The sequence below is a fragment of the Sphingopyxis sp. JAI128 genome (assembly GCF_014207235.1).
Lineage (GTDB): Bacteria > Pseudomonadota > Alphaproteobacteria > Sphingomonadales > Sphingomonadaceae > Sphingopyxis.
This window is the reverse complement of record NZ_JACHDA010000010.1, coordinates 95,804-117,020: the sequence shown is the minus strand read 5'-3', so window position 1 is coordinate 117,020 and position 21,217 is coordinate 95,804. Positions and strand designations below refer to the sequence as shown.

The following is a 21,217-nucleotide window of genomic DNA, read 5'->3' as shown; positions in this document are numbered from 1 at the left end:
AATGCGCAACTTTGCCCCGGTTCGTCGTTACAGGTCCGGATGAAGAGGCGTGAACGCGCGCGGCAGGCGGGACGATCCGTTTATCGAGGGGGATCACCCATGAAGTTTTTTGGCAAGCTGTGTTTCGGCGCGTTGCTCGCTGCGTCGGCGATGTCGAGCCCGGCTTTCGCTCAGGACGAATCGGCCGAGATCGGCGAAGCCGGCGGCCCGCTTACGCTTTCGGGCGGGATTTCGGTCACGTCCGACTATCGTTTCCGCGGCATTTCGCTGTCGAACGAAAAGGTGGCGGTGCAGCCGACGCTGACGCTCAGCCACGACAGCGGTTTTTATGTCGGTACCTGGGGATCGTCGCTTCCCGACAGTCCCGCCTATGGCAAGTTCGAACTCGACCTTTACGGCGGCTATGCGACGGAGATCGCGCCGGGCACGTCGATCGACGTCGGGGTGACCTGGTACACCTATCCGGGCAGTGACGACGGCGGCGCGCCGACCGACTATTTCGAAGCGATCGGGAAATTGTCGCACGATATCGGTCCGCTGTCGGCGACCGGCACCGTCGCCTATGCCTGGGACCAGGATTCGCTGGGCGACGACAGCTGGTATCTCAACCTCGGCCTCGGCTATGGCGTCCCGAACACGCCGATCACGCTGAGCGCGGGGGTCGGCTATGCCGACGGCTCGCTCGCGCTGACCGCGCCCGACGGCAATTATGTCGACTGGTCGCTCGGCGCTTCCTACGTCCTCGGCCCGGCGACGCTGTCGGTCCAATATGTCGACACCGACATCAAGAAGACGGGGGTCAAGGCCTTCGACACGCTTTACGATCCAACCGTGGTCCTTACGCTGGGCGTTTCTTTCTGATCGCCTGACGGGTCAGCGACCACGCGCGAAGGGGGCGGCTTCGGGGGAGGCTGCCCCCTTTTTCGTGCCTGTTTTGCGCGAAATCTATATGATAGTTACGGCGGATACGGGTACGGACGACCATATGTTGCAAAAAAGTCGCACCGCGCAGCGAAGATGCTTCCCGGCAGCCCTTTTTTGTTGTGCGCCGCACAAATTTCGTCAACATCAAGCATACGCAAGACTGGATCGGCCCATGAAGAGGCTGGCCGTCGCGCGGCAGGCAGGGACGATCCATCAATCTTGATACAGGGATCTGTCCATGAAGAATCTTTCCCGCGCATGCTTCGGCATGCTTCTCGCGGCGTCGGCCATTTCGACGCCGGCCTTCGCCCAGGAAGAAGAAGAAGCCGGCGACGGCATCACCATCACCGGCAGCGCGACGGTCGTCAGCGACTATCGTTTCCGCGGTTTCAGCCAGTCGAACGAAGAGGCCGCCATCCAGGGCGGTTTCGGCATCAGCCATGACAGCGGGCTGTACGTCGGCACCTGGGGGTCGAGCATCGGCTTTGCCAACGGCACCGAAATCGACGTTTTTGGCGGCTATTCGACCGAGGTCGTTCCCGGCCTGACCGCCGATATCGGCGCGACCCTCTATCTTTATCCCGGCACGTCGAACAGCTCGATCATCGAACCCTATTTCTCGGTCAAGGGCGCCCTTGGCCCCGCATCGGTCAAGGCTGGCGTCGCTTGGGCGCCGGGCGGGCAGGATTCGCTTGGCGACGACAGCGCCGTCTATTTTTACACCGACGCCGGCATCGCGATCCCGAGCACGCCGTTCAGCCTGAACGGCCACATCGGCTTTGCCAAGAGCGACAGTTTCCTTGGCGGCGCCGACGGCGAGGTCATCGATTATTCGATCGGCGTGTCGGCAAGCTACAAGATGCTTACCGGCAGCGTCGCCTATGTGAATACCGATGCGCCCAAGGCGCTGGGTTACAAGGAATCGGTCGGCGCCGACGGCGCCGTGGTCTTCACGCTCGGCGTCTCTTTCTGACGCCGGGCCGGGGCGGCTTCAGGGGGAGGCCGCCCCTCCATCTTCCTCCCGATCGGGATCGAAAGCGGCCCATGCGGCCGCTTTTTTCATGGCGGGAAGCTTTGCCGCAACCGGCTTGACCGCGCCGATGAACCGTGCAATTTCATCGACGAGTTGAAGCAGCGGAGTAGGTTCCCCCATGACTCAAGCCTCTCAAAGCGTTTCCGTCTCTCCCGTTCCGCCGGCGCGCAGCGAGCGAAGTCCCGGCGTCAAGCTGGTTATCGCGGTGCTGATTGCGGTGGCGCTGATGGTCCCGCTCCTCATGATCTATGGCCTGCTCTGGGATCGCCAGCAGCAGGCCGAAACCGCGCAGGCTGCGATCGGGCAGGGCTGGGGCGGGCAGCAGACGATCGCCGGCCCGGTCATCGTCATCCCCTATCGCGCGACCGAAACGACGACGGTCGAGGAGAATGGCAAGGATGTGACGCGGACCGTCAACACGATCCGCAACCTGTACCTGTCGCCGCAGTCGAACAAGGCCGACGTCGTCATCAAGCCCGAAAAGCGCAAGAAAGCGATCTACGAGACCGTCGTCTATGAAAGCCAGATCGCGGGCAGCGCCGATTTCGTCCTGCCTGCCGATATCGCGCGCTATGGCGTGACGCGTGAGGCGCTGATGCTCGACCGCGCCGAAGTGCGGCTGGGCATCAGCGACGCGCGCGGGCTGGTCGACGGTAACAGTTTGAGCGTCGATGGCACCCCGCTCGCGCTCCAGCCGGGCAAGGGTCTGCTCTCAACCGGAAATTCGGGCACCTTCGCCTTTGTCGATTGGAGCGCGGCGGCGCCGATGAAGGTCGATTACAAGATCGGCGTGCGCGGACTCGGCGATTTCAAGCTGATCCCGCGCGGGGTCGATACGCGCTGGACGGTGAAGTCGACCTGGCCGAACCCCAGCTTCGGCGGCGACTTCCTGCCCGCGACGCGCGAGGTCAAAAGCGGCGGATTCACCGCAACCTATGCGGTCCCCAACCTGGCGCTGGGACAGGCGCAGGTGCTGACGGGCGACCTGTCACCGCCGGTGACGGCCAATTATGGCCCGCGCGAATCCTATGCGGCCGAGGTGGCGCCCAATAGTGCCGAGGCGTCGGGCGGCACCGCAAAGGCTGTGGCGATCAGCCTGATCGAACCCGTCGACCTTTACAGCCAGGTCGATCGCAGCATCAAATATGGCTTCCTGTTCATCGGTTTCACCTTCGTCGCCTTTTTGATGTTCGACATTATCGCGGGCGCGCGCGTCGCACCGGCCGAATATCTGCTGACCGGGATCGCGCTGGTGCTGTTCTTCGTGCTGCTGCTCGCCTTTGCCGAGGTGATCGGCTTCATGCCCGCCTATATGGTCGCCTCGGCGGCCATTATCGGCCTGCTGACCTTCTACAGTGCGGCGGTGCTGGGAAGCTGGAAGCGCGCACGCTTCCTCGCGGCGATGCTGATCGGGCTCTATGCCCTGCTCTATACGCTGCTCAATCTCGAAGCCTATGCGCTGCTGATCGGGTCGGTGCTGATGTTCTTCGCCCTGGCGGGGGTGATGTACATGACGCGCGGCATCGACTGGGGCGGGATCGGCAAGAAGGAGGAGGTCGCATAGCGTCTTATCCTCCCTGTCGCGTAGCGATGGGGAGGTGGCAGCCCGCAGGGTCGACGGAGGGGTTGCAACGGTGCTGCCCCTCCACCGCCTTCGGTGGTCCCTCCCCACGGCTTCGCCGCAGGGAGGATCATTTTAACGCCAGCGCAAATTATGGGGGCCGAGATCCGCGAGGGTCTTGGCCCCCATCAATTTCATGCCGCGCTCCATCTCGGCGCGGAGCAAAGCGATCGCGCGCGCGACGCCATCCTCCCCCGCGGCGGCAAGCGCATAGAGGTAGAGGCGGCCGCCCGAGCAGGCTTTCGCGCCGACCGACAGGGCTTTGAGCACGTGCGTGCCGCGCGTGATACCGCCGTCGCAGATCACCTCGACCCTGTCGCCGACCGCATCGACGATCGCGGCGAGCGCGTCGAAGGGCGAAATGCTGCCGTCGAGCTGCCGGCCGCCGTGGTTCGACACCATGATCGCGGTGGCGCCGATGTCGGCGGCGCGCTTCGCATCCTCGACCGCGACGATTCCTTTCAGGCAGAAGGGGCCGTCCCACTTTTTGCGGATCGCCTCGGCGCGTTTCCAGTCGAGGCTCTGGTCGAGCATCGAGGTGAAATATTCGGCGACCGATTTGGGGACGCTCGACCCTTCGGAAACATGCGTCGCGAGATTGGGCAGGCTGAACTTTTCGCGGAGCATATAATTGAGCCCCCAGCCGGGCTTGGCGGCGTAGCTCAGCATGTTCGACGCGGTGAAACGCGGCGGCGAGGTGAAACCCGAGCGCAGGCAGCGTTCGCGGTTGCCGCCGACAATCGTATCGACGGTGAGCGCGACGGCATCGAACTTCGCGTCGCGCGCGGCGTCGAGCATCGCCTGGTTGAGCCCTTCGTCGTGGTGGACATAGAGTTGGAAGAGTTTCGGGCCGCTCGTCAGCGCGCCGGCTTCGGCAAGACTGATCGTCGCAAGGCTCGAAATGCCCGCGACGGTGCCCGCGTTCGCGGCGGCGCGAAGCACGGCGCGCTCGCCCTGCCAGTGGAAAAGGCGCTGGAGCGCGGTGGGCGAGAGGAACAGCGGCATCGCAATCTCGCGCCCGAACAGCGTCGTTTTCATGTCGACGCCGGCGACCCCGGCGAGCACGCGCGGGATCAGGTCGCAATCGTCAAACGCGGCGCGGTTGCGGCGGCGCGTCACCTCGTCGTCGGCGGCGCCGTCGATATAGTCGAATACCGGCCAGGGCAGGCGCCGCCGAGCGAGCGCGCGGAAATCGTCGATATTGTGGCAGTCGGTGAGTTTCATTTCCTACTTATCCGTTCATGTCCAGCGAAGTCGAGACACGTGAAGGCGTGCGCAAACGCGGCGTGTCTCGACTTGGCTCGACACGAACGGGAATAGAGGTTCGCGCTCGACATCAGAACACCGTCCGCGCCGCCACCGTGCCCTTGCTCGCGAAGGCGAAGCGCGGTTCGACCGCCAGATCCTCGTCGAGGATATGCGCCGCGACGCGCTTGCCGACGGCGGGGCCGTTCTTGAAACCATGCCCCGACCCGCCGCCAACGAGCCAGACGCGTTCCTGCCCCGGTAAGCGATCGATCAGATAGTCGCCGTTCGAGCTATTCTCATATTGGCAGACGCGTCCGCCGATGAGCGGCGCATTGGCAAGCCCGGGAAAGCGCCGCGCAACATAGGCGCGCGCCTCGGCGATGCCTGCGGGGGTGAGCTGGCGTTCGAGCGTGTCGGGGTCGATCGCCGGGCCGTGCGTGTCGAACGCGATCTTGAACCCCGCACCTTCCAGATCGGGGATGCCGTAGACGATGCGGCCGTTGTTGAAATCGGCCCAGACGGGCAATTCGGGCGGCGCGAAGCGGCTGTCGCCCTGCGGCGCGCCGAAATGATAGACTTCCTGCCGCGTCGCGACGATCCGTCCCATCAGTTGCTGCGGGAAGAGTTCGGCGATCCAAGGGCCCGCGGCATAAACGAGGTGGTCTGCGGTGCCGCCGTCGGGAAGCGTGTGGCGCTTGATCCGTTTGGAAAAAAGCGGTGCGGGCATGACGACGCGCTCGACCGCGATCTGCGCGTCGGCGATCACCTCCTGCACGCCTCTCGCCGCGATCAGCGCGCCCGCTTCGGTCTCGAGGATACCGGTTTCGCCCTGATAGAATTGGATCTGGCGATATTTATTCTGCAGCCAACTGACGTCGCCATGCTCGTGCCCGACGCGATTCGCCTGCAGCCACGCGAGCGACTGCGCGGTATAGGCGTCGTCCCGCGGCGCAAACCAGAGCACGCCGGTGTTGTGGAAGATCGGCGCGCTCGCGCTGTCGGAAAGATCCTTCCAATATTCTAGCGAGTCGCGCGCCATCTCCGAATAGATATGGTCAGCGCCGTAACCCATGCGAATGACGCGGCTTTCGCCCCCCGACGAGCTGCGCGCATTGCCCGCGCCATAGGCGTCGAACAACCGCACCGACTTGCCCGCGCGCAGCAGATGCCACGCGGTCCATGCGCCGAACACGCCGGCGCCGATGATCGCGACGTCGACATGCTGGATTTTCGGTTTCGCCGGTTTGCGCTTTTTCGAGCGGCGTTCCTTGCGCTCGGCCGCCGCCGCGCTCGCTGCGACCGGCAGCGCCGCGAGGCCGGTGAGCAGCGCGCGGCGGGAGGGCGTATCACCGGCCAACGGTCGCGCCCTCCTTTTGCTTGTAATAGCGATAGCCGCCGACCCAAGTTTCGAGCGGTACCATATGGCGGATTTCGTCGGGGCTGGCGAGCATCGGGTCGGCATCGACGATCAGGAAGTCGGCGCGCATCCCTGGCATCAGCGTGCCGATGCGGTCTTCGGCAAAGCCGGCGAAGGCGGGGGTGCGCGTGAAGCCGTCGAGCGCGGCCTCGCGGCTGACGGCTTCCTCGGGGCGCCAGCCGCCGAAGGGTTCGCCCTTCGCGTCGGTGCGCGAGATTGCGGCGGCGATGCCGGGGAAGGGGTTGGCGCTTTCGACCGGCACGTCCGAACCGAAGGCGAGGCGGACGCCGGCATTCTGGAGGCTGCGCCACGCATAGGCCCCCTTGAGACGATCGGGGCCGAGCCGCGCTTCCGCCATCGCGCGGTCCGATGGCTGGTGGATCGGCTGCATCGAGGCGATGACCTTGAGCGTCGCGAACCGGGGGATGTCGACGGGGTCGATGATTTGCGCATGTTCGATGCGCCAGCGGCGTTCGCCGGGGAGATCGGCGGTGAGGTCGGTGATCGCGTCGAGCGCCTCGGCATTGGCGGCGTCGCCGATCGCGTGGATCGCGACCTGGAACTTGTCCATCGACGCGCGCACCATCTTGTTGCGGAGCTGCGCGGGGGTGAGGAGGGGCAAGCCCTTTTGCCCCGGCGCGTCGGCATAAGGCGCTTTCAGCCACGCGCCGCGCGATCCCAAGGCACCGTCGAGATAGAGCTTCACCCCGACCATGCGGAGCCGGTCGTCATAGAGCCAGGGCGTCGGGCCGGGTCCGGCGATCAGCGCCATATTGTCGATGTCGCCGCCGTAGGAGAGGATGCGGACCGCGAGCTGTTTCTTGTCGCCCGCGCGGCGATAGGCCTGCCATTCCTCGATCGTCGTGCCCATGTCGGCAATCGTCGTGATCCCCTGTTCAAGCAATTTCTGCTGCGCGAGATACAGCGCGCGGTCGAGGTCGCGCGCCAGCGGTTTGGGCTTGGCGCTGTCGATCAGCGTCATCGCCGCATCGACGAACACGCCCGAAGGCTTGCCGGCTTCCATCTCGATGCGGCCGCCCTCGGGCGCCTTGCTCGCGGCGGTGATCTTTGCCGCCGCCATCGCCGCGCTGTTTGCCCAGCCGGCGTGGCCGTCGACGCGGCCGAGCCAGACGGGGCGGTTCGGCACCGCGGCGTCGAGGTCGGCGGCGGTCGGGAAGCGGCCTAGGCCCCATTTTTCCTGGTTCCAGCCCGATCCGATGATCCACGGCATTTCGGGGTTGTCGGCGGCATATTTGCGGATCGCCGCCTGCGCCTCGGCAAGGCTGGTCGTGTCCGAAAGGTCGAGCAGCATCAGCTGGAAGCCCAGCCCCATGACATGGCCGTGCGCATCGATCAGGCCGGGGATCAGGGTCTTGCCCTTGCCGTCCTGCTTGAAATCGGGGCGTTCGGGGCGCTTGTCCTTGCGGTCGAGCAGCTGTTTCACCTTGCCTTCGGTATCGATGACCAGCCCGGTGAAGCGGACGAGCTTGCCGTCCTTGTCGAGCGTGATGCCGTTAACGTTGTCGACCAGCGTGTCGGCGTGCGCGGGGGCGGCGAGGGTGAGGGCGAGTGCCGGAAGGAGCAGGCGCTTCACTTTGGCAGCCTCGTTACCAGCGAACTGGTATCCCTGCGGCCGCCGCCGGCCTTTTGCACGTCGGCGTAGAATTGATCGACGAGGCTGGCGACGGGCAAGGTCGCGCCGTTGACGCGCGCTTCGTCGATCGCGAGGCCGAGGTCCTTGCGCATCCAGTCGACCGCGAAACCGAAGTCGAATTCGTCCTTCGCCATCGTGTCCCAGCGGTTGAGCATCTGCCAGCTCGCCGCGGCGCCGCCCGACACCGCCTCGAACACCTTGTCGGTGTCGAGCTTTGACGCCTGCGCGAAGCGGAGCGCTTCCGAAAGTCCCTGCAGCACCCCGGCGATCGCGATCTGGTTGACCATCTTGGTCGTCTGCCCTGCGCCGGGACCGCCGATATGGACCATGCGCGCGGCATAGGCCTGCATCACCGGCGCGGCGGCGTCGAACGCGGCCTTGGTGCCGCCGCACATGATCGACAGGGTTCCGTTCTGCGCGCCTGCCTCGCCGCCCGAGACGGGGGCGTCGAGGCAGAGCAGGCCGAGCCCGTCGGCTTCGACCGACAGCTGGCGCGCGATGCGCGCGGAGACGGTGGTGTGATCGACGAACAGCGCGCCGCGCCGCATCGCCTTGAACGCGCCGTCGCGGCCGAGCGTCACCTGCGCGAGGTCGTCGTCATTGCCGACGCAGGTCAGCACGACATCGGCGTCTCTCGCGGCCTCGGCGGGCGTCGCTGCGGCCGCACCGCCATATTGGCGCGCCCACGCATCGGCCTTGGCGCGCGTGCGATTATAGACGGTGAGGTGATGGCCCGCTCGAACGAGGTGACCCGCCATCGGCCCGCCCATGACGCCGGTACCGATGAAACTGATGCGCAATTTCTGTTCGCTCATGCGCGGTCCATAGCATTGTTTGCTTCGCGCGCCAGATGGGCTAGGGCGCATGCCGCTATGACCGATCAACTCACCCTGACCTCCGCCGCCGATTTTCCGGCGATCACATTGGACGATGTGCGCGCGGCGGCGGGGCGAATTAACGGCGCGGTGGTTCGCACCCCCACGCTCCATTCGCAGACGCTGTCCGAAATGGTCGGCGCCGAGGTGTGGCTGAAGTTCGAGAATCTTCAATTCACCGCGGCGTACAAGGAACGCGGCGCCTTGAATGCGCTGCTGCTGCTCGACGATGAGGCAAAGGCGCGCGGCGCCATCGCGGCATCGGCGGGCAATCATGCGCAGGGGCTGGCCTATCATGGCAAGCGCCTCGGCGTTCCCGTCACCATTGTGATGCCCAGTACGACGCCGCAGGTGAAGGTGTCGCAGACCGCGAGTCATGGCGCGACAATCGTGCTGCACGGCGAGACGTTCGACGACGCCTATGCCCATGCGCGCGTGCTCGAAAAGGAACGTGGGCTGACCTTCGTCCATCCCTTCGACCATCCGCATGTTGCGGCGGGGCAGGGGACGGTGGCGCTCGAAATGCTCGAGGATGTGCCCGAACTCGATACGCTCATTGTTCCGATCGGCGGCGGCGGGCTGCTTGCCGGCATGGGCACCGCGGCGCGCGGGATCAAGAACGACATGCGCCTCGTCGGCGTACAGGCCGAGCTTTATCCGTCGATGTACGCCGAATTGAACGGCGTCGATATGGCGTGCGAGGGTGACACGCTGGCTGAAGGCATCGCGGTGAAGGAGCCGGGAGGCTATACGCGCAAGCTGGTCGCCGAGCTCAACGACGATATCGTGCTGGTGGCCGAGCGCCATCTGGAACGCGCGGTCAGCCTGCTGCTCCAGATCGAAAAGACGGTTGTCGAGGGCGCGGGCGCCGCAGGGCTCGCGGCGATGCTGGCGCATCCCGAAGAATTCCAGGGCCGCAAGGTCGGGCTGGTGCTCACCGGCGGCAATATCGACACGCGCCTGCTCGCGAACGTGCTGCTACGCGACCTCGCGCGCTCGGGCCGCATCGCGCGGCTGCGCATCCGCTTGCAGGATCGCCCCGGCGCGCTGTTCAAGGTGATGAAGCTGTTCGACGAGAAACAGGTCAACATCATCGAAATCTATCACCAGCGCATCTTCACGACGCTGCCCGCCAAGGGGCTGATCACCGACATCGAATGCGAAGCGCGCGACCGCGAGCATCTCGACAGTCTCGTCGCCTCGCTGCGCGACGCGGGCTATATGGTGACCACCGTCGAACTGGCATGAGGGAGTTCACGCTCGAACTCACGGCAACCCCCGAGAGCATCGACGAACTCGGCCATGTCAACAATGCCGTCTGGGTGCAGTGGATTCAGCAGGTCGCGACCGGGCATTGGGAGGCCGCCGCGCCGCAGAGCCATAAGGACGCGTACATCTGGGTCGTGGTGCGGCACGAGATCGATTACCTCCGCGCGCTCGGCCCCGGCGAGACGGTGACCGCGCGGACGTGGGTCGCCGACAAGCCGCAGGGCGCGAAGTTCGACCGCTTCATGGAATTCACCGGCGAGGGCGGCAAGGTGCATGTCCGCGCGCGGACGGTGTGGGCGCTGCTCGACAAGGCAAGCGGGCGGCCGCTGCGCGTGACCGGAGAAATCGTGGCGCCTTTTTTGACGGGCGACTGACGCGGAGGTCCGATAGACAAGCGGTCCCATTCCCTTTAATATTCGCCGCGGATATTTGAGGGAGGGTTGACGATGGCGATCTCTTCATTACCGCAACTAGACCGGTTCTTCCTGACCGATGCGGGTCTCGAAACCGATATTTTATTCAACAAGGGCATCGACTTACCGCTATTCTCGTCGGTGACCTTGTTCACCTCGGACGAAAGCCTCGATGTCCTCGAAACCTATTATCGGGGTTTCCTCGATCTTGCGCGGGCGAAGGGCACCGGCCTGATCCTCGAAAGCGCGACCTGGCGCGCGAGCCCCGACTGGGCCGAACCGCTTGGTTTCTCGCCGTCCGAACTCGATGGGCTGAACGGCGCCGCGATCGACCTGCTCCGCGGGCTACGCGCCGAATATGCCGACGTGCCAGTGGTGATCAGCGGCTGCCTCGGCCCGCGCGGCGACGGCTATGACCCGGGACGGGTCATGACCGCCGACGAGTCGCGGACCTATCACGCGCATCAGGCGGGGGTGCTGGCGGCGGCGGGGGTCGACATGCTCGCCGCGATCACGATGACCAACGTGCCCGAGGCAGTGGGGGTGGCCAATGCCGCGAAAGCGATCGGGCTGCCGGTCGCGATCAGCTTCACGGTGGAGACGGACGGACGCTTGCCCACCGGGGAGACGCTGGGCGATGCGATTGCGGCGGTCGATGCGGCGACGGGAAGCTATCCAGCCTATTATATGATCAACTGCGCGCACCCGACGCATTTCGAGGGCGCGCTGGACGACGGAGCGGCGTGGACGGCGCGGATCGGCGGGGTGCGGGCGAATGCGTCGTGCCTCAGCCACGCCGAACTCGATGCGATGACCGAACTCGACATCGGCGATCCTGCGGATCTGGCCGCGCGGCATCGCGCGCTGGTCGACCGTTTCCCGCAGATCAAGGTGGTCGGCGGCTGTTGCGGCACCGATCTGCGTCATGTGACCGCGATTGCCGAGGCATGCCTCGCCTGACGCGGTTGCCCGTGCCGCCGCACGGGCTTAGGTCCGGCGGATGCTGATCCGACGCGCAACCAAAGCCGATTCCGCCGCGATATGGGCGATCCTCGAACCCGTGATCCGCGCCGGCGAAACCTATGCGCTGGGCCGCGACATGCGCAAGGCGGAAGCGCTCGCTTACTGGTTCGGGGCCGCCAAGGAGGTGTTCGTCGCCGAAGCGGCCGGCGCGATCCTCGGCACCTATTATCTCCGCGCCAATCAGGCGGGAGGCGGCGCGCATGTCGCCAATGCGGGCTATGTGACGGGCGCGACGGCGCGGGGGCGCGGGGTGGCGCGAGCAATGGCCCTGCATTCGATCGAGCATGCCAAGGCGCGCGGCTTTCGCGCGATGCAGTTCAACTTCGTCGTGAGCAGCAACGTCCGCGCAGTCGGGCTGTGGCAGTCGCTGGGGTTCGAAGTCGTGGGGCGTTTGCCGGGCGCGTTCGCGCATCCGGCCGAGGGCTTCGTTGACGCGCTGGTGATGTTCCGGAGACTTTGAGGGAATTCGCTTTCAGCCACCCGTGGGTCGCGCCTCGGTTGCGATGCGCTTTTGGGCGTGGTTTCGAGCTTGTCGAAGCCCTTGGCGAATCGCGTCGGGCGACGCGGGCGAACTATAGTCATCGCAGAGCGCGACGATTTCCTCGTGATCCCCGGCAGCGGTGCATAGCGTCACAAGGTCCGCGCTCCCTGCGCGGCACCCCCGTCGTCTGCGACCTGCTGCGTCGCCGGAACGTCGCTCGAAATCGGCTCGCCCATATCGTGAACGATGCAGAGCTTGAGCAGCTTCAGCGGGTCGATTTAGCGTAATTCCCGCTCGAACAACATCGCCATCAGGCGGGGACGCCAGCTATGCTCGGCCGTACTTTCGGCGCGGCCCTGCCGGCATACCGCAGCGCAGCGTACCCCTGAGCCTTTCGGCCGCCTTCCCGCCGGATCATGCGTAACCCACCCAGCCGCGCCAGGTGAAGGCGGCGTAGAATTGTTCGACGCCGGTGAAGCCCGCGGCGCGGAGCACTTCTTCGTCGGCCTCGGGGCTGAGCATCGCGACGTGCGTTGCGACCGCCTCGCGCCCTTTGGCGACCTGTTCGGGGTCGCCGCCCGATGCAATCGCATAGGCGGCATAGCGGTCAAGCCAGCGATCGCGCTCGTTCGGCCCCTGAGGGAAGCTGCCGTGCGCAGCGACGAAGGGCGCGCCGGGTTTCAGGCGCGCGCGGATCTGCGCGGCGGTGCGCGTGCGTTCGTCGCGCTCAAGGAAATGGAGGGTGAGAAGGCAGACCCCCCCGTCGAAGGGGCCGGACGGTGCGTCGTCGATCATGCCTTCGATCAGGTCGGCGCGGTGCGCGTTCGCGCCCATGACCTTGGCCGCCAGATCGAGCATCGGACCCGCCGGATCAACGCCGGTGAAGCGCCAGCCCGGATGAGCCTCGGCCATCGCTTTCATCTCGCTGCCGCCGCCCGCTCCGAGGACGAGGATATGCGCGTCGGCGGGGACACGCTCGGCGAGCAGCAGGCCGGTCATGCGGTGGAGGCCGTCGAGGCCGGGGACGAAACGCCGCGGTCCTTCGGTGTAGCGCGCGACCGCTTCGGGGTCCTTGAAACTGTCGAGGAAATGCCGGGCGCCTTCAGCCATGGATATGCTCCTGCGTCGTGGGGGAGAGGGAGCGCGCGGCCATGCGCGCGTGGAAATCGGCGGCAAGCGTGGCGAGCGTCACCTCGCCGAAGCGCGCGAGGAGCAGCGCCTCGGCCTCCTTAAAGCTCGTGTCGAGTGCGGCGTTGACCGCCTGCTCGACGAGGCAGCCCGGTGCCTCGGTACGGTTGCCCATTGCCATCAGGCTTGGTCGCCCGATCGCCTTGTAAACGTCATGCATCGTGATCGTCGCGAGATCGCGCGCGATCGTCCAGCCGCCGCCATGCCCCTTTTCGCTATGGACGAAGCCCGCATCGCGGAGGCCGCCGAGGATGCGGCGAATGACGACCGGGTGCGTCTGCATCGCCTTGGCGAGCTGCTCCGACGTCATCGGTTTGCCTTGCTCGACCATATGGAGGAGGACGTGAAGTACGCCCGAAAGTCGGCTGTCGCGTTTCATGTAACTTTAAATAGTGCGTGATTTGATTTGGTCAAGCGTGCGGGGCGTGCCGTGCGATTGACAGCGAATGGGCGGAATGGCTATTTCGCTGACTACCGGGGATTTTTCAGGGGGTATGCGTGAAATTTCTGCCGGTATTCTGTCTCGCCTTGCTGGCTGCTTGTGCTGCGCATCCGCCGAAACCGGGAGGCGGCGAGACTGCTGCGAGGACGGCTGCGAACGATGTGCTGATCTTTCGCGACGGCGACGAATGGAAAGCGCGCTTTCGTTTCGCGACCGATGCGCCCGTCTGGGCGTTCGAGCGTTCGGCGATGCTGCGCGCCGAGCAGCGGCCCTGGCGCCCCGAGAGCTGGGAGGTGACAACGCCGGGCGTGTCGCTGGAGCGGGTCGGCGATTTCGACGCTTTTGTCGCGGCCGACGGCGACGTCCCGCGCGAGGTGACGATCCGCTTTCGCCCGCTCGCAAAGGATCTGGTTGCCGATTATGATCCGGCGATCCGCCTCTCCGACGGCACGCTTGCCCTCTATGGCGGGCATTTCAAAATCTTTCCGAAGGAAAGCCGGGAAGCGGCCGCGGCGTTGCGCGAGCCGCAGGACTATCCGACGCGCATCGCGTTGACCGCGGCGGGCACGCCGCTGCTTTTTGGCGGTCAGCGCGTGACGCGCGCCGACGATGTCGGCGACAATTATGTCTATGTCGGCGAGGTCGCGGTGTCGGCGGACGATCCGGTCGCGACGATATTGGACCCGGGTCTGCCGGCATGGATATCGACGCGCCTGCGCGATTTCACACCGGCGGTCTTTCGCGATTTCGAAACGCGGATGGGGCCGCACAAAAGCGGCCGGCCGATGGTGATCGCGAGCTGGGCGGGTACGGATTTTGCCGGCGTGAGTACGGGCGGCAGCGTTTCGCCCGGTATGATCACGATGCGGCTCGAGGGCAAGCAGCTGCTGAAGGAGACGCCGGGAGCGCTCAACCAGATGCGCTGGTTCATCGCGCATGAGGCCGCGCATTTCTGGCTCGGTGAAACGGTCCGCTATGCGACGCCGGACGAGGCATGGATTACCGAAGGCGGCGCCGATTATCTGGCGATGCAGGCAGCGGTACGTGCCGACGCGAGCTATGACGCAAAGGCGTTCATGGCCGACGCGCGCAGCGACTGCATCGCGGCGCTGGCCAGGGGATCGCTCGCCGACGCGCGGCGGAGGAACGACCAGCGCGCCTATTATGCATGCGGCGCGCTGTTTGCGAAGGCGGTCGACGATGCAGGCCGGTCGCGCGGGAAAGGCTTCGCCGATTTCGTGCGCGGGCTGATCCGCGACGATGCCGACGGGCAGGTGACGGGCGCCGAATGGCTATCGGCGGCGCGCGCTTTTGGCATTTCGGACGCGCGGATCGGGAGGATCGAGGCGATGATTGCCGGCAAGGTCGACGCGGCGCCCGCGATCGACGCGCTGGTGGCGGATTGACCGAGACGCGAATTGCGAATAGGCCCGTCGTCGATGACCAATGACCGATCCACCCGATTCAAGGCGTATTGGCGCTCCTTTACATAGGAGCGGCATGGCATCACCTGTGACCATCGCCGCCGTGTTCGAGCAGGCGAATGGTCATCATCACACCACCAAACCTCCGGTCACGGCGTGCGCTTTTGAAGAAGACGCGACATGACCGATACCTTGCTTGCCCTGTCGACCGCCCATTGCCGCATCACGCCGCTGCTGCCCGACGATGCGCGCGCGCTCGCCGCGATCACCGACGAAACGGTGACTTCGCGCGTCCATTTCCTGCCCGCGCCCTTCACCGAAGCCGATGCCCGCGCGCTGATCGCGGGATCGGGGGGCGGGGATGTCTTTCATGCGGTGCGCGACACAAGCGGCCTCGACCTCAACGGCGTGATCGGGGTGCACCGCCGCTTGGGACAGGAATATGAGATCGGTTACTGGTTCGCGGCGCGCGTGCGCGGCAAGGGTATCGCGACCGAGGCCGTGCGCGCGGTGGTCGAGGCGCTGGCTTCGTCGCGGCCGGGCGCTTCGATCGTCGCCGAATGCCATCCCGACAACGAACGATCGCGCGCGCTGCTGCGCCGGATCGGTTTCGTATCGACCGGGCGCGCGGGGAAGCGGCCGGGACGGATGCTGATGGAATGGGGCGCGGCGCCCGCTTATCGCATCGACGTTTGTTAGGGTCCTGACCCTAACGGCTGACGATCGCGACGCGGTGGCGCGGCAGCCAGCCGCTTGCGCAGGTCGATGTGTAACGCAGGTCGAGGCCGGCCGCGGTGCCGGGGCACGAATGGCGCCGGTCGCGGTACAGGACATAGAGCCAGCCGGCTTTCGCGTTGCAGATAAACAACGGCGATCCCGAGCGCAGTTTCGCGGTCTTGCGCGCACCGGCGCTCGGTGCGCTATAGACCCAGATGCGCGCGCTGCCCGCCGCGAGCCCGGCGGGGCAGGCCGGCGGTGCGGGCACCGCGGCGGTTTGCATCGCAAGGGCAAGGGCGGACGTCATCGATAGCATCGGCAGGCTTCCTTGGGCGCGTCGGATATCGCCTTATGCCCGATTAACCTATGTCTTCGGTTAACGCCTTTGCAATCGCCGCGACCGAGGTGGGTGCATAGGCAAAGCCCATATGGCCGCAATCGACCTCGACCTGCCGGTCGCTTTCGTGGGGCAGCCCGCGTGCGCTGCTGACTGCGACGACGCCGTCATGTTTCGACCAGAGCGCGAAGGTCGGCATTTCGGGGCGCGGCGCGGGGTGGAAGTCGATCGGCGGATTGTCGACCGGGTGGCGCGCGACGAGGTGATAGAGCCGCCAGGCGCGGTTGGCGCGGCGGCTGCCCGAAAAGGGTGAACCCAGCGTGACGACGCGCGCGACCTTGTCCGGGTGGTGCTTCGCATATTCGCGCGCGTAAATACCGCCCAGCGACCATCCTACCAGCGCGGGGGCATAGCCGGTGCGGTCGATGATCCACTGGACGCGGGTGTCGATGCGGTCGATGATGTCGGCGGTCGCGCCGCGGTTGAAGCCGAGGCCCCAGGCATAGCAGCGGAAACCCGCGCGGCGCAGGTCGGCGCGCAGCGCCTTCGTCGCCCAGTCGCCCGACAGGAAACCCGGCAGCACCATCACCGGTGGATGCTCGCTGTCGGGATTGGGCTCGGGCGGCATCGGGCGGACTCGGCTCCACATCGCGCGCGCCAGCGACCCGATCTCGCGCCACAGCAAGGTCAGCGGCGGCAGCGCGTCGGGATCGGGAATGCGCGCGGGCCATTCGGCGCGCCGGGTGAGGAATCCGCGGATCATGGGAGCGATATAGGGATGCTTGCCCCGGGGTGAAAGCCGCAGGCTATTTCTTCGGGACGAGCTTCACCAGCTTGCCGTCCTCGCCGTCGGTGAGCAGCCAGACCGATCCGTCATCGCGCACCTCGACCTCGCGGATGCGCTGGCCGAAATCCCAGCGGTCGGACTTGTGGAGACGGTCGCCGTCGATCGCCATGCGGACGAGGCCCTCGCCCGACAGCGCCCCCATCAGCAGGCTGTTCTTCCAGCCGGGGTAAAGGTCGCCATTGTAGAAGGCGAGGCCGGCGGGCGAGACCGCGGGGTTCCACCACAGTTTCGGCGCGGCGAATTCGGGCCGCGTCACATGGTCGGGGATATCCTTGCCGTCATAATGGTCGCCGTTCGACACGATCGGATAGCCGTAATTGGCCTTCGCTTCGACCAGATTGACCTCGTCGCCGCCCTTCGGGCCCATTTCCTGATTCCACAGCTTGCCGGTGCCATCGAAGGCAAGGCCGAGGATATTGCGATGGCCGAGCGACCAGATTTGCGCGGTGATGCCGCCTTCGGATGCAAAGGGGTTGTCGGCGGGGATGCTGCCGTCGGGGTTGAGACGCAGCACCTTGCCGAGATTGGCCTTCATGTCCTGCGCCGGGTCGAATTTCTGGCGTTCGCCGGATCCGATGAACAGATATTTCCCGTCGGGCGAGAAGGCGAGACGATGCGAATAATGGCCGCGACCGGGGACCTTGGGGTCCTGTTTCCAGATGACCTCGAGCCCTTCGACGCGCGGCGCGAGGCCCTGGACGAGCTTGCCCCGGCCAACGACGGCGCCGAAGGTGCCGTCGCTGCCGGCTTCGGCCCAGCTCAAATAAATCGTGCCGGTCGCGGCGAAGTCGGGCGCGACGATCACGTCGCCGAAGCCGCCCTGACCGCCATAAGCAACGCTCGGTACGCCCGCGACATCCTGCACCGGACCAGTTTCTTGCCAGAGTTTGAGCTTGCCCGATTTTTCGGTGATCAGCGCGGCGCGCGTTCCGGGGACGAATGTCATCGCCCACGGTTCGTCGAAGCGCGCGACTTCCTGCACCGTGAAAGGTGCATCGGCGAGCGGCGTTGCGGGCTGCGCGCCCGATGCATCGAGGCTCGCCGTGTCGGCGGGGGCGGCTTCGGTCGAGGCGGGCGCGGTGCAGGCGGCGACGGCGAGCGCGGCGATCAGGGCGAGGGGGGGCAGGTTCTTCATGGAAGGGCTCGCTTTGCTGGGGAAGACATCTCGTTCTGACCACAGCCTGTGGCAAAGTCGAGAGGGTCCTAACGGTTCGCCGCCTCGCGCCGCGCGGTGATCGTCTCGACGCTGTCCATGATCGCGTCGACCGCTTCGCTCGACGGTGGCGCGTCGGCGCGCTTTTGCGAGAATTGGCCGCGGTTCATGATTTCCTCGAGCGCGGCGCGGGCGCGCGATACGCGGCTTTTCATCGTGCCGAGCGCGCAGTCGCAGATGCTCGCCGCCTCTTCATAGGATAGCCCGCCGGCGCCGACGAGGATTAGCGCCTCGCGCTGGTCTTGCGGCAATTCCATGAGGCCGCGCTGCAAATCGGCGATCTCGCCGCTGTCTTCCTGGCTCGCCGGGGTCGACATCGTGCGTTCTACCGCGGTCTCGTCATATTCGCCGACGAACTTGTTACGGCGCATCTGCGACAGGAAGGTGTTGCGCAGGATAACGAAGGTCCACGCCTTGATCGACGTGCCGCGTTCGAACCGCTCGCGCGACGCCCATGCCTTGACCATCGTGTCCTGCGTCAGGTCGTCGGCCAGGTCGGGATTGCCCGACAGGCTACGCCCATAAGCACGCAGGTGGGGGATAACGCCGGCCAGCAACGCCTTGAATTCGCTGTCCGACAGGGCGCCGGCCTGCGACGCGGCGGTGGCTTCGGTCATTATTGTTTCGGGCTTTTCTGGTCGAGCTGGGAGAGAAGATCGAGCATATGATCGGGCAATTGTTCGGAAACGATATTGCCGTAAATCATGCGCAGCTTCGCGCTCACCGGCTCGGGCGACTGCCGACCGGTCAGCGTACGATGCCACTCGTCGCTGCCGGTACCAGGAAAGCTTCCCTGCGGGCGATTCGGCGCGTCGGTCAGCGGGTGGTGGCCGCTTCCGTTGCCGTTCGTCCTGTTGTTGCCGTGCGTAGCCATGCCGAAGCAACGAGGAAAGGCGCCGCTGGTTCCACGGCTTCGCTTTTTTGCGACGAACGCGTTGCCAAGAAAGCACAGGGGCCGTAAGCGATGATGTGTGAGGGGTCACACTTTGCCATGCTTTTTGCCGGCATTCGAGAGGTGGCCTTTTGCTTTCCGTTACTTATGTCAGCGTCGCCGATCCGCTGATCCGCGAAGAGGATATTGCGGCGATCCTCGTTTCGGCGCGCCGCAACAATATCCGCGACGCACTGACCGGCGCGCTCGTCTATAACGGCGGCAATTTCCTGCAACTTCTCGAGGGGCCGGGCGAACGGGTCGACGCGTGCCTTGCGGTTATCCGCGCCGATCCGCGGCACAGCGGCATGATCGAAGTGCGCCGCCGGCCGGTCGAGACGCGCGATTTCGCCGAATGGGCGATGCTATATGATCCCCGGTTCGAATGGCAGGAGGACGCGCTGGCGCGGCTGGCCGCCAACGGCCGGATCGATGCCGAGGATGAACGGATTTTCGCCAATTTCATCGCGCTCGGCCGTCGCCGGCGTCCGGCATGACCGGGGGGTGCGCTTGCAATGCGATGCCAAGCCGCTAAGCCGGAGCTGTGATAACCATCCATCGCCATACAAAGGCCATTTTATCAGCGACGTAACGCCTCAACCGCTCGACGATGCCAGCTTCAAGCGCGAACTCGCGGCGATGTTGCCGCATCTGCGCGCTTTTGGACGCAGCCTCACCGGCAACGCCGACATGGCGGACGATCTGGTGCAGGAAACGATGTTGAAAGCGTGGAAGGCGCGCGAGCAATATGTGCCGGGGCCCGCCAGCATGAAAAGCTGGGCCTTCGTGATCCTGCGCAACTGTTTCCTGTCGCAGATGCGGCGCAAGAAATTCACCGCCGAATATGACGAAATGGCGGCCGAACGGCTGCTCGTCGCCCCCGACGACCAGGATGACAGCCTTCACCTCGCCGACGTCCAGCGTGCGTTGCTGATGCTGCCCGTCGACCAGCGCGAGGCGCTGGTGCTGATCGGCGCCGGGCAATTATCCTATGAGGAAGGCGCGGCGATCTGCGGCTGCGCCGTCGGCACGATGAAAAGCCGCGTATCGCGCGGCCGCGCCGCGTTGCAGACGATCCTGGACAGCGGCGAGATGCCGCGCCGCAGCGCCGACGAAATGCCTTCGAGCGAGGCGTTCCGCACGATTATGGACAATGTCGACCAGCTGACCGGTAGCGGGCCTTCGCCCGATTGAAGGATTTGGCCCGGCCGGTGCCGTTCGCGCTAATTACGCCGCGAGCTGCGGCGTGAACAACAAGCTCTGGCTGATCGCCGCGCGCACGGTGTTTTCGCGAAACGGCTTCGAAATCAGGAAGGTCGGTTCGACCCGCCCGCCGGTGAGCAGCCGTTCGGGAAAGGCGGTGATGAAGATCGCTGGCACCGGGGCGATCGCCAATATCTCCTGCACCGCGTCGATTCCCGAAGACCCGTCGGCGAGCTGGATATCGGCGAGGACGAGCCCGGCGTCGGTTTCCTCGAACGCCGCGACGGCGTCGTCATGTGTCGTCGCGATCCCGGCGACGCGGTGGCCGAGGTCGCGGACGATCTGTTCCAGTTCCATCGCGATCAGCGGCTCATCCTCGATGATCAGCACCGACGTGCGCGTTTCGCGATCCAGTTCGCCGACGGCGTCGGCGAGCAGCGTTTCGACCGTTTCGCTGTCGGCGCCGGTGATCAGCCCGGCCTCCTCGACCGAAAAGCCTTCGAGCGCGGTGAGCAGCAGGATCTGCCGGCCCAGCGGCGTGATCTGGACGAGGCGGCGATGCGCCGCGCGGACCAGCGGATGTTCGCCTTCGTCGGCATCGTCGCCTTCGTCGATATAGGCGCTTTCCCAGATGCGGTGGAAATTGCGGTAAAGATCGATGCGGGTCCCGTCGCCGCTGTGAAACTCGTCGGGGGCGGCGACGATCACTTCCAGCGTGGTATGCACGAAATTGTCGCCATGCTGCTGGCTGCCCGTCAAGGCGCGCGCATAGCGGCGCAGATACGGAAGATGGCCGCGAAGTTCCTCACCCAATGTCATCGAAAATGCTCCCTCATCAAGTGTCGTCATACGCGCCTGCGCGCGGGTGGGTTCCCGCTCCTCGCACCCAAATGCTCGCAGGATTGCTGCAACTTGTCCGGGCGCAATGCGTAGAGTCAGCCGGGACGCCAGGAGACC

General features: G+C 65.6%; 23 protein-coding genes. 11 read left to right on the top strand and 12 right to left on the bottom strand.

All coding sequences use genetic code 11. The annotated features are described in order from the left end of the window. Window positions 1–99 precede the first annotated feature (99 nt). The 3 genes from HDC35_RS19235 (at window position 100) to creD (ending at window position 3,521) form a co-directional block, all read left to right on the top strand. Window positions 100–861: a TorF family putative porin gene (locus tag HDC35_RS19235; protein ID WP_184649005.1), complete on the top strand. Its 762-nt coding sequence runs from the start codon at window positions 100–102 to the stop codon at window positions 859–861. Window positions 862–1,162: 301 nt separating this feature from the next. Next, window positions 1,163–1,897: a TorF family putative porin gene (locus HDC35_RS19230; RefSeq protein ID WP_184649004.1), complete on the top strand. Its 735-nt coding sequence runs from the start codon at window positions 1,163–1,165 to the stop codon at window positions 1,895–1,897. A gap of 178 nt (window positions 1,898–2,075) precedes the next feature. After that, the gene (gene creD, locus HDC35_RS19225; RefSeq protein WP_184649003.1) at window positions 2,076–3,521 is read left to right on the top strand and encodes a cell envelope integrity protein CreD; all 1,446 of its coding nucleotides are present in this window, start codon (window positions 2,076–2,078) and stop codon (window positions 3,519–3,521) included. A gap of 132 nt (window positions 3,522–3,653) precedes the next feature. Here creD and HDC35_RS19220 read toward each other — a convergent pair whose 3' ends face one another. The 4 genes from HDC35_RS19220 to HDC35_RS19205 all read right to left on the bottom strand — a co-directional run bounded on the left by HDC35_RS19220 (window position 3,654) and on the right by HDC35_RS19205 (window position 8,712). Further along, window positions 3,654–4,802: an alpha-hydroxy acid oxidase gene (locus HDC35_RS19220; RefSeq protein ID WP_184649002.1), complete on the bottom strand. Its 1,149-nt coding sequence runs from the start codon at window positions 4,800–4,802 to the stop codon at window positions 3,654–3,656. 112 nt (window positions 4,803–4,914) lie between these two features. Next, the gene (locus HDC35_RS19215) at window positions 4,915–6,183 is read right to left on the bottom strand and encodes an FAD-dependent oxidoreductase (RefSeq protein WP_184649001.1); all 1,269 of its coding nucleotides are present in this window, start codon (window positions 6,181–6,183) and stop codon (window positions 4,915–4,917) included. Then, window positions 6,173–7,837, bottom strand: a complete 1,665-nt coding sequence (locus tag HDC35_RS19210; RefSeq protein ID WP_184649000.1) for an amidohydrolase family protein — start codon at window positions 7,835–7,837, stop codon at window positions 6,173–6,175. The genes HDC35_RS19215 and HDC35_RS19210 overlap by 11 nt, the downstream gene beginning before the upstream one ends. Beyond that, window positions 7,834–8,712 carry an NAD(P)-dependent oxidoreductase gene (locus HDC35_RS19205; protein WP_184648999.1) on the bottom strand — a complete coding sequence of 293 codons (879 nt, stop codon included), beginning with the start codon at window positions 8,710–8,712 and terminating at the stop codon, window positions 7,834–7,836. The genes HDC35_RS19210 and HDC35_RS19205 overlap by 4 nt, the downstream gene beginning before the upstream one ends. Window positions 8,713–8,769: 57 nt before the next feature. On the opposite strand from HDC35_RS19205, the gene HDC35_RS19200 reads away from it, so the two are divergent. The 4 genes from HDC35_RS19200 (at window position 8,770) to HDC35_RS19185 (ending at window position 11,937) form a co-directional block, all read left to right on the top strand. After that, a complete protein-coding gene (locus HDC35_RS19200; RefSeq protein ID WP_184648998.1) occupies window positions 8,770–10,020 on the top strand; it encodes a threonine ammonia-lyase in 1,251 nt (416 codons plus the stop codon). After that, complete coding sequence (locus HDC35_RS19195) at window positions 10,017–10,415, top strand: thioesterase family protein (RefSeq protein ID WP_184648997.1); 399 nt, start codon at window positions 10,017–10,019, stop codon at window positions 10,413–10,415. Before HDC35_RS19200 ends, HDC35_RS19195 begins: the two co-directional genes overlap by 4 nt. A 72-nt stretch (window positions 10,416–10,487) precedes the next feature. Next, window positions 10,488–11,414: a homocysteine S-methyltransferase family protein gene (locus tag HDC35_RS19190; RefSeq protein ID WP_184648996.1), complete on the top strand. Its 927-nt coding sequence runs from the start codon at window positions 10,488–10,490 to the stop codon at window positions 11,412–11,414. 40 nt (window positions 11,415–11,454) lie between these two features. Continuing rightward, a complete protein-coding gene (locus HDC35_RS19185) occupies window positions 11,455–11,937 on the top strand; it encodes a GNAT family N-acetyltransferase (RefSeq protein WP_184648995.1) in 483 nt (160 codons plus the stop codon). Window positions 11,938–12,372: 435 nt separating this feature from the next. On the opposite strand, the gene HDC35_RS19180 is transcribed toward HDC35_RS19185, so the two are convergent. Together HDC35_RS19180 and HDC35_RS19175 are read right to left on the bottom strand one after the other, a co-directional pair. After that, window positions 12,373–13,068 carry a class I SAM-dependent methyltransferase gene (locus HDC35_RS19180; protein ID WP_184648994.1) on the bottom strand — a complete coding sequence of 232 codons (696 nt, stop codon included), beginning with the start codon at window positions 13,066–13,068 and terminating at the stop codon, window positions 12,373–12,375. Continuing rightward, window positions 13,061–13,525 (bottom strand): Rrf2 family transcriptional regulator, encoded by a 465-nt coding sequence (locus HDC35_RS19175; protein WP_184648993.1) that lies wholly within the window; start codon window positions 13,523–13,525, stop codon window positions 13,061–13,063. The genes HDC35_RS19180 and HDC35_RS19175 overlap by 8 nt, the downstream gene beginning before the upstream one ends. 119 nt (window positions 13,526–13,644) lie before the next feature. Here HDC35_RS19175 and HDC35_RS19170 point away from each other — a divergent pair, with 119 nt between their 5' ends. Next, window positions 13,645–14,994 (top strand): hypothetical protein, encoded by a 1,350-nt coding sequence (locus tag HDC35_RS19170; RefSeq protein ID WP_184648992.1) that lies wholly within the window; start codon window positions 13,645–13,647, stop codon window positions 14,992–14,994. A gap of 198 nt (window positions 14,995–15,192) precedes the next feature. Then, window positions 15,193–15,711 carry a GNAT family N-acetyltransferase gene (locus tag HDC35_RS19165; RefSeq protein ID WP_184648991.1) on the top strand — a complete coding sequence of 173 codons (519 nt, stop codon included), beginning with the start codon at window positions 15,193–15,195 and terminating at the stop codon, window positions 15,709–15,711. A 10-nt stretch (window positions 15,712–15,721) separates the two neighbouring features. Here the strand turns inward: HDC35_RS19165 and HDC35_RS19160 are convergent, their stop codons facing one another. The 5 genes from HDC35_RS19160 to HDC35_RS19140 all read right to left on the bottom strand — a co-directional run bounded on the left by HDC35_RS19160 (window position 15,722) and on the right by HDC35_RS19140 (window position 19,000). Further along, window positions 15,722–16,045 (bottom strand): hypothetical protein, encoded by a 324-nt coding sequence (locus HDC35_RS19160; RefSeq protein WP_184648990.1) that lies wholly within the window; start codon window positions 16,043–16,045, stop codon window positions 15,722–15,724. 43 nt (window positions 16,046–16,088) lie between these two features. Next, the gene (locus HDC35_RS19155) at window positions 16,089–16,829 is read right to left on the bottom strand and encodes a triacylglycerol lipase (RefSeq protein ID WP_184648989.1); all 741 of its coding nucleotides are present in this window, start codon (window positions 16,827–16,829) and stop codon (window positions 16,089–16,091) included. Between the two features lie 43 nt (window positions 16,830–16,872). Next, window positions 16,873–18,048 carry a PQQ-dependent sugar dehydrogenase gene (locus HDC35_RS19150; RefSeq protein ID WP_184648988.1) on the bottom strand — a complete coding sequence of 392 codons (1,176 nt, stop codon included), beginning with the start codon at window positions 18,046–18,048 and terminating at the stop codon, window positions 16,873–16,875. Between the two features lie 68 nt (window positions 18,049–18,116). Then, the gene (locus HDC35_RS19145) at window positions 18,117–18,743 is read right to left on the bottom strand and encodes a sigma-70 family RNA polymerase sigma factor (protein ID WP_184648987.1); all 627 of its coding nucleotides are present in this window, start codon (window positions 18,741–18,743) and stop codon (window positions 18,117–18,119) included. Then, window positions 18,743–19,000 carry a NepR family anti-sigma factor gene (locus HDC35_RS19140; protein WP_184648986.1) on the bottom strand — a complete coding sequence of 86 codons (258 nt, stop codon included), beginning with the start codon at window positions 18,998–19,000 and terminating at the stop codon, window positions 18,743–18,745. The genes HDC35_RS19145 and HDC35_RS19140 overlap by 1 nt, the downstream gene beginning before the upstream one ends. Before the next feature lie 149 nt (window positions 19,001–19,149). On the opposite strand from HDC35_RS19140, the gene HDC35_RS19135 reads away from it, so the two are divergent. Both HDC35_RS19135 and HDC35_RS19130 read left to right on the top strand, forming a co-directional pair. Then, the gene (locus tag HDC35_RS19135) at window positions 19,150–19,554 is read left to right on the top strand and encodes a BLUF domain-containing protein (protein ID WP_184648985.1); all 405 of its coding nucleotides are present in this window, start codon (window positions 19,150–19,152) and stop codon (window positions 19,552–19,554) included. A gap of 142 nt (window positions 19,555–19,696) precedes the next feature. Then, complete coding sequence (locus HDC35_RS19130; RefSeq protein ID WP_184648984.1) at window positions 19,697–20,251, top strand: sigma-70 family RNA polymerase sigma factor; 555 nt, start codon at window positions 19,697–19,699, stop codon at window positions 20,249–20,251. 33 nt (window positions 20,252–20,284) lie between these two features. On the opposite strand, the gene HDC35_RS19125 is transcribed toward HDC35_RS19130, so the two are convergent. Beyond that, window positions 20,285–21,079 (bottom strand): response regulator, encoded by a 795-nt coding sequence (locus HDC35_RS19125; RefSeq protein WP_184648983.1) that lies wholly within the window; start codon window positions 21,077–21,079, stop codon window positions 20,285–20,287. Between the last annotated feature and the right edge of the window lie 138 nt (window positions 21,080–21,217).

What these genes read in the sequence shown, in the direction of transcription:
- HDC35_RS19235 (WP_184649005.1), top strand. Translation starts at nt 100, where the DNA reads ATGAAGTTTTTTGGCAAGCTGTGTTTCGGCGCGTTGCTCGCTGCGTCG.
- HDC35_RS19230 (WP_184649004.1), top strand. Translation starts at nt 1,163, where the DNA reads ATGAAGAATCTTTCCCGCGCATGCTTCGGCATGCTTCTCGCGGCGTCG.
- creD (WP_184649003.1), top strand. Translation starts at nt 2,076, where the DNA reads ATGACTCAAGCCTCTCAAAGCGTTTCCGTCTCTCCCGTTCCGCCGGCG.
- HDC35_RS19220 (WP_184649002.1), bottom strand. Translation starts at nt 4,802, where the DNA reads ATGAAACTCACCGACTGCCACAATATCGACGATTTCCGCGCGCTCGCT.
- HDC35_RS19205 (WP_184648999.1), bottom strand. Translation starts at nt 8,712, where the DNA reads ATGAGCGAACAGAAATTGCGCATCAGTTTCATCGGTACCGGCGTCATG.
- HDC35_RS19200 (WP_184648998.1), top strand. Translation starts at nt 8,770, where the DNA reads ATGACCGATCAACTCACCCTGACCTCCGCCGCCGATTTTCCGGCGATC.
- HDC35_RS19195 (WP_184648997.1), top strand. Translation starts at nt 10,017, where the DNA reads ATGAGGGAGTTCACGCTCGAACTCACGGCAACCCCCGAGAGCATCGAC.
- HDC35_RS19190 (WP_184648996.1), top strand. Translation starts at nt 10,488, where the DNA reads ATGGCGATCTCTTCATTACCGCAACTAGACCGGTTCTTCCTGACCGAT.
- HDC35_RS19185 (WP_184648995.1), top strand. Translation starts at nt 11,455, where the DNA reads ATGCTGATCCGACGCGCAACCAAAGCCGATTCCGCCGCGATATGGGCG.
- HDC35_RS19180 (WP_184648994.1), bottom strand. Translation starts at nt 13,068, where the DNA reads ATGGCTGAAGGCGCCCGGCATTTCCTCGACAGTTTCAAGGACCCCGAA.
- HDC35_RS19175 (WP_184648993.1), bottom strand. Translation starts at nt 13,525, where the DNA reads ATGAAACGCGACAGCCGACTTTCGGGCGTACTTCACGTCCTCCTCCAT.
- HDC35_RS19165 (WP_184648991.1), top strand. Translation starts at nt 15,193, where the DNA reads ATGACCGATACCTTGCTTGCCCTGTCGACCGCCCATTGCCGCATCACG.
- HDC35_RS19160 (WP_184648990.1), bottom strand. Translation starts at nt 16,045, where the DNA reads ATGCTATCGATGACGTCCGCCCTTGCCCTTGCGATGCAAACCGCCGCG.
- HDC35_RS19155 (WP_184648989.1), bottom strand. Translation starts at nt 16,829, where the DNA reads ATGATCCGCGGATTCCTCACCCGGCGCGCCGAATGGCCCGCGCGCATT.
- HDC35_RS19150 (WP_184648988.1), bottom strand. Translation starts at nt 18,048, where the DNA reads ATGAAGAACCTGCCCCCCCTCGCCCTGATCGCCGCGCTCGCCGTCGCC.
- HDC35_RS19145 (WP_184648987.1), bottom strand. Translation starts at nt 18,743, where the DNA reads ATGACCGAAGCCACCGCCGCGTCGCAGGCCGGCGCCCTGTCGGACAGC.
- HDC35_RS19140 (WP_184648986.1), bottom strand. Translation starts at nt 19,000, where the DNA reads ATGGCTACGCACGGCAACAACAGGACGAACGGCAACGGAAGCGGCCAC.
- HDC35_RS19130 (WP_184648984.1), top strand. Translation starts at nt 19,697, where the DNA reads ATGTTGCCGCATCTGCGCGCTTTTGGACGCAGCCTCACCGGCAACGCC.
- HDC35_RS19125 (WP_184648983.1), bottom strand. Translation starts at nt 21,079, where the DNA reads ATGACATTGGGTGAGGAACTTCGCGGCCATCTTCCGTATCTGCGCCGC.